General features: G+C 56.8%; 6 protein-coding genes. 1 reads left to right on the top strand and 5 read right to left on the bottom strand.

The window, feature by feature from the left end; all coding sequences use genetic code 11:
- The first annotated feature begins 643 nt into the window (after positions 1-643).
- Positions 644-943, top strand: a complete 300-nt coding sequence (locus EOL86_10325; GenBank protein NCD25966.1) for a hypothetical protein — start codon at positions 644-646, stop codon at positions 941-943.
- Between the two features lie 23 nt (positions 944-966).
- On the opposite strand, the gene EOL86_10320 is transcribed toward EOL86_10325, so the two are convergent.
- The 5 genes from EOL86_10320 to EOL86_10300 form a co-directional block, all read right to left on the bottom strand.
- Complete coding sequence (locus EOL86_10320) at positions 967-2199, bottom strand: FtsX-like permease family protein (protein ID NCD25965.1); 1233 nt, start codon at positions 2197-2199, stop codon at positions 967-969.
- Positions 2192-2959: an ABC transporter ATP-binding protein gene (locus tag EOL86_10315; protein ID NCD25964.1), complete on the bottom strand. Its 768-nt coding sequence runs from the start codon at positions 2957-2959 to the stop codon at positions 2192-2194. Before EOL86_10315 ends, EOL86_10320 begins: the two co-directional genes overlap by 8 nt.
- 5 nt (positions 2960-2964) lie before the next feature.
- Complete coding sequence (locus tag EOL86_10310; protein ID NCD25963.1) at positions 2965-5916, bottom strand: hypothetical protein; 2952 nt, start codon at positions 5914-5916, stop codon at positions 2965-2967.
- Between the two features lie 63 nt (positions 5917-5979).
- Positions 5980-7164, bottom strand: a complete 1185-nt coding sequence (locus EOL86_10305) for a reverse transcriptase (GenBank protein ID NCD25962.1) — start codon at positions 7162-7164, stop codon at positions 5980-5982.
- 277 nt (positions 7165-7441) lie between these two features.
- Positions 7442-7810, bottom strand: coding sequence for a four helix bundle protein (locus EOL86_10300; protein ID NCD25961.1), 369 nt, complete (start codon positions 7808-7810; stop codon positions 7442-7444).
- Positions 7811-7867: the final 57 nt, after the last annotated feature.

Here is a 7867-nt window from a genome sequence, read left to right as displayed (position 1 = left end):
AAGGTTCTTCCTTCCTCGTATATTAAACAGGTACCCATTACTTCGGTAGTTAGGTACACTTACATATGGCATGGGAGTCTACAGTATCCTTCCTTGGGAGGCGAGTTAGCAGTTCGTTGTTGACTCGTTTTCTCACGACAGAGATTGTAGCTCCTGACCATATGGGTGATGTCAATCAATCATAAGGTTTGCATGACAAAACCCTGGTTTCTACCACTGTTATTCGTTAATGCTAGCATTAACAGAAGTAGAGTCCCAGGGCTTGTTCTTGCACAATAACGAACGAGGCTATTGCATCACTATTGTACATTCTTTGGGAGCTATTTAGCTACCACGGCTACCGGCAAGGCCGTGACGACGCGCCACCAGCATCGCCCAGCAGCGATTTCTCTGCTCCCCGCACACACAAGAAGGCCGCCTCCACATCGGGAGACGGCCTTCTTCGTGCACAGCTGGAGTGCTTCATCAGGGGCATGACCCCTGCACAGGGTTGTAATAACGCGCCTAGGGTGGACGCTATGGAACCTATTACACAAGCAGCGTTCGCATGAAAGCGCGAGTCAACGAGCTAGAGCTGTTGATCGTCAAGCTCCCAGCCCCCGCAGACCCGGCCCGACCAACCCGGGATCCGCTCCCCCAGACCATCCGACAACTCCGCCCCAGTCAACTCGCCGGCATCATTGCCGACTACCAAGCCGGTGCCACGGTCCTCGCCTTGGCCAACAAGTACGGCTTCAACCGCAACACCATCCCGACGATCCTCAAGCGAGCAGGTGTCCGGCTGCGCGGCAGCGGACTCACCGACGAGCAGATCGACGAAGCGGTCCGACTGTATGAGGCCGGCCAATCGCTGGCCAGAATCGGCAACCGCTTCGGTGTTGACGCCCACACAGTCCGTAGACGACTCCTTGACCGCGGAGTCGCGATGAGGTCGCGACGATAGCCTGTAGCCGCTCCGTGGGCCCTCTACTCTCGTCGCAGTGCTGCAATCGGATTGACTCGCGCTGCGTGACGCGCAGGGATGAGAGCCACGACGAAGCCGACAACGACAATGAAGGCGAGGGTCGCGACGGTCATCCAGGCCGGTGCGGCAAACACAGTGAACGCCTCACTTGCACCCCGGCTTCTTGCCAGTTGGTTCAGGACAAGATCTACGACCCACCCAAGCCCAGTCGCAGTCCCGATTCCGGCAATACCACCGACAAAGGAAAGCGTTATCGCCTCCGCGATGAAGAGCCGCCGCATGTCCTTCGGCCGTGCCCCAATAGTAATCATGAGGGCAATCTCTTTGGTGCGCTCAAACAATGACACAGTTAATGTGTTAACCATGCCCAAGATTGCGATGAGCATACCGAGGCTGCCGAATCCAACCATTAGCGCATTGAATATTCTAAAGAACTGGTCTACCTGCTCAATCGTGTCAATCGGTGACGACGTTGTAAAACCCAGACTCTCGATGCCGCTCCGCACGGTCCCAATCGACGAGCGCTCGTCAACCAACGCTTTGGCTTGAGCATAGGTAGTGGCACCGGCGTCACGAAACAACGAAGCCGACAGATAGGCCTGCGAACCAGAAGCCTTGTCAACGACGCCCACTAGTGTTAGTGGCTTGTCGATCGTGACGCCACTCGACACTTCCACCTTGATGTGCACCTGCTTTCCTATCCCCCCAGCAGCATCGTGAATACCCACGGCGTCGAGCAACGATTTGCTGATGACGATTTCATCCCGGTGCGCGGGATCAATCATCCGCCCAGCGCCGACGCCGATGTTGGTGACCGACAGATACATCGCGTCGACGCCATAGGCCACGACATCTGCGTCGCCGCCGTCGATCGTCAATCTGCTGGATGCCGCATATGTACCACTTACCTCTCGCACGTGTGGGATTGCCGCGATTCGTTCAAGGCTCTCCGCATTCAACGCAATTACCTTTGAACTTGCCGAACTAATATCGACCGTGTTGATCGACTTGCCATCGGTGACCTGCTTCTGCACAAGGCTCTGGAGGCCAAGCCCGAGCGATAACAGCATGTAGATAGTCCCAATACCGATCATGACTCCGACAATCGTCAATACGCTGCGAAACCGCTTAAACATCAAGTCGCTCAACGTCAGCTTCATAATCAGAAGCATCCGCATGTGGGGATGAGGAGTGTCGGTTCTGCGCGCAACCCTTCGCCGATGCAATCTATGCATACCCGCTCCAGTTCGCGGCACGCTGTTCGATATCTTTCGCAAGTTGCATCCTGAACAACCGGATGTTGTCACCTTCGGCTCGAGTGGCCCGGCCGTCCTGCAGCAATATCAGTTGATCGGCGACAGGAAGGTACTCTTGGTTGTGAGTCACGAGCACCACTGTCCGCAACAGTGTCTTGTTGAAGTAACGCAGAAGTTGGATGATGGCGTCGCCATTCTTGCTATCCAGGTTGCCGGTGGGCTCGTCGGCCACAATGTACCCGGGGTTATTGACCAAGGCCCTAGCCATGGAGACCCGCTGTTGTTCGCCGCCCGACAGGACGGTTGGCAGCTTGCCCGCATGCCGCTCGATACCAAGGCGCGTGAGCGAAGCCATCGCTGCATCGCGAGCAGCTCCGCCACGCACCCCCAGACAATGCAACGGAAGAGCAACATTCTCGAGCACGTTCAGACTGTTTACCCAGTAGTTTGTCTGATGCACCATTCCCATCGTGTGCGCCCGAAAATAGGCACGGTCATCGATACTCATGGAGTACATGTCGCGGCCTTGGTACTTGACCGTGCCGGACGTTGGCGGCTCCAGGCCGATGAGGCAATTGAGTAGCGTGGACTTGCCGCTGCCCGAAGGACCAAAGATAATGGTGAAGCTACCCTCGGGAATACTCACGTTGACATCATGCAACACCTGAATATCACCGGCGACCGTAGCAAAGCTCTTCGAGAGGTTCCGTACCGTAATCAAGGACTTTCGATGCGCCATATACGTTACATTCCAAATACTTTCAATAGCGAGTTGATGATAATGTTGAAGACGCTTTCGCTGGGTTGCCCAATGATCGCCGATTGACGCGCACCCGCCGTCGAGTTGCTTGCCTTGTCCTTGGATATCGGCTGAAGGTGATAGACCGTCGAGACGGGGAGGTTTGAGATGATGACAACGTGCTCGGTTGTGAGTCGCGTATCCTCGGTGCTGCGGCTGCCGTAGTCCCCAGTGCTTCCTTGCCCGTAAGCGACTTGGCTCGTGGCCGGCTCGTCAGTCGTCCACGAGACGACGAACTGGCCTCGGGCCTCAGAGCCATTTCCTTTGACCGCCGTTTCGACGTTCACGCCGGATATCTGCGGCGGACGGGTATCCAAGGCCGTACGGAAACTGTGACGATCGGATGAGGCCAGGTTGCCATAGCTATCGCGGCCCTGGGCGACTACATGGTAATCGGTATCGTCTTTCAACCCCGAAATCTGGATTGCATGTTTGAGCGTCAGGGTGGCAAGTGAGATCTCGCGCGGAATTAGGGAAGCCCCTTCATACAGCAAAACTGTCGAGGTGGTAAGTACGTTTGACTGCCAGGTGACCGTGGTTGTCGACGATGCCGCGTCGAGCTTGCCCTCAAACATCACGCTAGAGAGCCGAGGGTAGGTCAACGTGTCGAAGTTGTAATCATCAGAAACAAGTTGATTACCATCCGTATCTGTGCCAGTGATTTTGAAGTGGTAGGTGCTCGTGTGTGACAGCCCCGTCAACTTGATGCTGTGCTGGGTGACTGCGGAAGCCGAGCTGTCCTTCACCTGTTGGCCATAGGTGTTAGTGAGGCCATACGCGATCGTGGATTGCGCGACTGTTGTCGTCTTCCAGGTGATGGTCGCCGAGGAAAGAGTGATGTCTGTTACGGTGACCTCTTCGATACCAGGAGCCTTGTCTGTCGTGAAGCCATAGGGAATCGAGTAGGCATCAGCTGGCAAATAGTCGCGGTCGTCGTCCAGGGACTGAACCTTAAAGTGGTAGCTCGTGCCTGGAGTGAGGCCACTCAGCAGCACCTTGTGCGACGTGACGGCTTCCAGCTGACCCTTGCTCTCTGAGTAACTTTCGTCCGTGGAGTACGACACGAAGGACGACGAAGGTCGGTTTGTCGACCAGGTGACGACTGCCGTGGTGGCCGTCGCCTTGAACTCAGGCCCGGCGACGATCAACGGCGGCTCGGTGAACTTGCCTGTCGGTTGGCGCGTCACGACGGACGAGGCCACCGACTCTGCCCCGGCGCTGTCGACACCCGTGATTTTGTAGTAGTAGGTGTTGGTGTTGGCCAATCCGGTATCCAGGTAGCCCACTGACCGAGTCTCGGCGATCTTGGAGAAGTGGCTGCCGTCGGTGGAGCGATAGATGTTGTACTTGGCGACAGCACCGCTCGAGGCTTTCCAGTTGGTGGTGAGTGCCCAGTTGCTATCAGCGCGGTTGCTGCTGTCGCTGATGACCATGCCGCCAGGGATACCCGGAGCGGTGGTATTGCACTCAAATGTCGCGGTGGCGTAATTCCCCCAGTTGATTCGGTCGGAGTTGTCCACTGCGACGACATACAGTGTATTGAACCCTTGTTGTGTCGCGGCAGGAATAGCCCCCGTGGTTCGAGCGGATGTGAATACCGAGTTGTTGATGGTCGGGACCGCGTTCACTGAATAGTAATAACCCTTCACGCCGTTGTTACTGGTTGGCTCGCTCCAGCTAAACGTGAAGCTATTCGCCTGCGCGTTGGGCGGCGTTACCGTTAGTGATGGTGGCACGCCTGGAGCCTCCCCGTTGTAGTAATAACGAACCGTACTGAAGTTCTCCGCCACGTTGCCCGCCACGTCAACACTGCGTACATAGAATTCGTTCTGACCGTTCTGGTACGCCTGCATTCCCGCCTCGCTGGCGCCGGAGATCGTTGAACTCCAATCGTCTCCCCCGCCAGCGCGCTTGTACTGATAGCCAGCTATACCCGAAGCCCCAGTGCCCGTGTCCGTTGCGGCGGGCCAGGTAAAGTTGAAACTGTTGGTGGTCGACCACCCGATCGGCGAAACAGAGACATAGCCCGGGTTGAGCGGCTTGGTGGCGTCGTAGCGGTACTCAAACAGCGTGGCTGGAGCCGACCGGTTGCCCACTTGGTCAGCCGTTACAACACGAAGGAAGTACCGTTGACCATCCCCAGAGGGCGTCAAGTTGAAGCTGGCGTTCAACTCAGATTGGTAGGCACCGGCCGTGTACGGGTTGGCTGTGCTGTCGGTGCCCCAGTACACGTAGTAGCCAGCGACACCAGAAGGCGTGACCACGTCAGCATTGTCCTTGGGCGCTACCCAGCTGAACGACACATCCGGATAGTTATAGAACTGGCCGGATGCTAACGTCGCCGTTCCGGCCTTCGCTACCACACTCGCGGGGCTATCAGGTGGGAGTTTATCAAGGTAAAAGCCGGGGGCGACGACGTTGCCAAAATCAATCCAGCCTAGGTCCTCGCTCCATGCGAAGCCGCTAAGTTGGCCGGTGCCCGATTCGATCTTCACGTTCGCGCCATTCGGGCTGGCGCCAAAATCAATGTAGCCCCCGCTCAGCGCCTTCGCCTTGCCGCTCAGGTTGCCATAGGCATCCGATAGTACCGGCCCACTGGGATTATCAGCGCCAGCTCCGAAGTCAACCCAGCCAAGATCCTCACTCCAGGCGTAGCCGCTCATCTGGCGCGTTTCATAATCGATTGAAACGCTGGCACCATGCGAGGCGGTGTCGAAATACAGCTTCTCGCCGGTATTCAGCACCGCCGCCGTGCTGGCTTCAGTGATTCCGACACTGTTAGTAGCGAAGATCCTCACACCCAGCGCAATCACGACCGCCACCATCAATATGGCGCTTAGAACAATAGCCCGTAGTCGTGCTCCGAAGATACCCTTGTTTTGCCATTGGACTATCATGGTTATGAATACATAATATCAAAGTCGCATTCACTTGACTAGACAGTTGCCTCATTATCGCTATCATCTACTCTGGTTGCGTGTCGACGAATTGCAGTACTTTGCTTTCATCGCACGGGTCAACATGCCGCAATTAGCCCACAGCGCATGCGCCTCATATGATGCGAAGATAGTCACTGTCTGCTCGAGGATTCTTTGGGCCATGGGTGACGTACACGCCTGGCTGGCGGTTGGCAAACGAGCCAGCCGACTTTCCAGCTTGTGACGCCATTGTCCCGCCACGCGCCTGCGCATCAACATGTAATCCGCGCGCACCACGTAGCCAAGGAAGTCCACTCCATCACTGGACGGGCGAATGAACTGCTTCCCGGGATGCATCTGAAGGCCAAGCCGTTCGCGCGCGAACGTGGCAATGGCGGCCTTTTGATGTTCGAGCGTCTCCACGCTATCGCCGAGAAGTACCAGATCGTCAACGTACCGCAGGTAGTACCGGGCCTTCAGCCCATGCTTGATGTACTGGTCCAGTTCGTTTAGGTAGACGTTTGCGAAGAACTGGCTGGTCAGGTTGCCGATGGGGAGGCCCGTCCCACGCGGTACGTGGAACAGCGACTTGTGAGCCGGCAATTGGGCAAACAGTGCGGAACAGCTCTGGACCCTCGGTGGGATATCACGGGCGCAGTCATGGAAGATAATGACTCGAGTCAACCAGCGAATCTCCTCGCGCTTGATTCTCTTACACACCAGGCGGTACAGCACCTGCTGATCGATGCTGGTGAAGAAGCTCCGCACGTCCATCTTGAGGTAATAGCCCGGCCGCCCATCGCCCTGGCGGCGTTGACGGCACAGGAAATCCTGCAGCCGCTGGGCGGCGCGGTGAGTGCCTTTTCCTTTGCGGCAAGCGTATGAATCATGAATGAACGCGCGCTCGAACGTGGGCGCCATGTAGTTGTATAGTAGGTGATGGACCACGCGGTCGCGGAAGTTGGCGGCGAAGATCTCGCGCACTTTGGGCTTGGTGACCACGAAGGCGATCGACTGTCCGGGACGGTAAGTCCGGTCGCGGAGTTCGGCCTCTAGCGCCAACAGCTCTTGCTCGAGGTTGGTAAAGAACCGCAAGTGATTCAGCTTGCCGGCCTTGCCCTTGCGGCAGTCCAGATACGCACGGTAGAGGTTCTCGAACGTGAACCAGGTGTCAGGAGGCGTGTCAGGACCCGGCCCGGAAACGGCAGGCCTCACTACCGGACGCATCGCACGTTGTTGCTATTCGTCATATTGTTGTTGTTCGTGTTGCCATTGTTGAGGCTCACGTTCCAGGCGTTCGTGCTATTGTTCTGCGTCGCCGACCAGAAGTTGTTGCTCGGCTGAGTCAATCTTTGTTGCCGACTTGAGTTCGCGGCCGCGTGGCAGCCATTTCCCACCCCCGCATCCCAGTCACGCCAGGTAGCGGGGGCTGTCGCGTATTCCCCTGCCAAGGCACGGGAGCGGCAACCGTAATGAGACAGAAGTTCCCGCCAGATAGAACGAATCAAGTCTGGCGGCCCTTGCTCCTGCCGTTTTCGGACCAGGTCTTCCAGGCGGCGATTTGCTTGGATATGTCTATTAAGGTGCTGCTGGCGTATTTGTAGCTGCTGACCTTCATCGCCTTGAGGTCGCGCAACATACGGACTTTGATCTTCATGAGTTCCAGGCTGGTCTCGGCCCGCACCAGGTGCGGCCCTTTGGCCGCGGCGGTGTTGGCCAGCACCACTTGGTTCATGACGTAACTGGCCAATGTCCGCACCTCGCCCGCAAGGCCATAGCGCACATCCTTGGGGAAGCCTCGCGAGAGCGTGTGGAAGTAGATGTTGAAGTCGTAGATCGCTTTGAAGACGGGGAGGTGCTCGTACTGGGCCATTGCGTTTGGAAATGAATAAATGAATGAATAACCCTCATTACCGGACGCATCGCACGT

It is taken from the genome of Deltaproteobacteria bacterium, assembly GCA_009930495.1.
Taxonomy (GTDB): domain Bacteria; phylum Desulfobacterota; class Desulfovibrionia; order Desulfovibrionales; family Desulfomicrobiaceae; genus Desulfomicrobium.
Note: the sequence above shows the minus strand (reverse complement) of the source record. Positions and strands in the feature narration are given on the sequence as shown.

Bases quoted from the DNA above. Each gene is read 5' to 3' on its own strand.
- EOL86_10315 (NCD25964.1), bottom strand. From the start codon at position 2,959: ATGGCGCATCGAAAGTCCTTGATTACGGTACGGAACCTCTCGAAGAGC.
- EOL86_10300 (NCD25961.1), bottom strand. From the start codon at position 7,810: ATGGCCCAGTACGAGCACCTCCCCGTCTTCAAAGCGATCTACGACTTC.
- EOL86_10310 (NCD25963.1), bottom strand. From the start codon at position 5,916: ATGATAGTCCAATGGCAAAACAAGGGTATCTTCGGAGCACGACTACGG.
- EOL86_10320 (NCD25965.1), bottom strand. From the start codon at position 2,199: ATGCATAGATTGCATCGGCGAAGGGTTGCGCGCAGAACCGACACTCCT.
- EOL86_10305 (NCD25962.1), bottom strand. From the start codon at position 7,164: ATGCGTCCGGTAGTGAGGCCTGCCGTTTCCGGGCCGGGTCCTGACACG.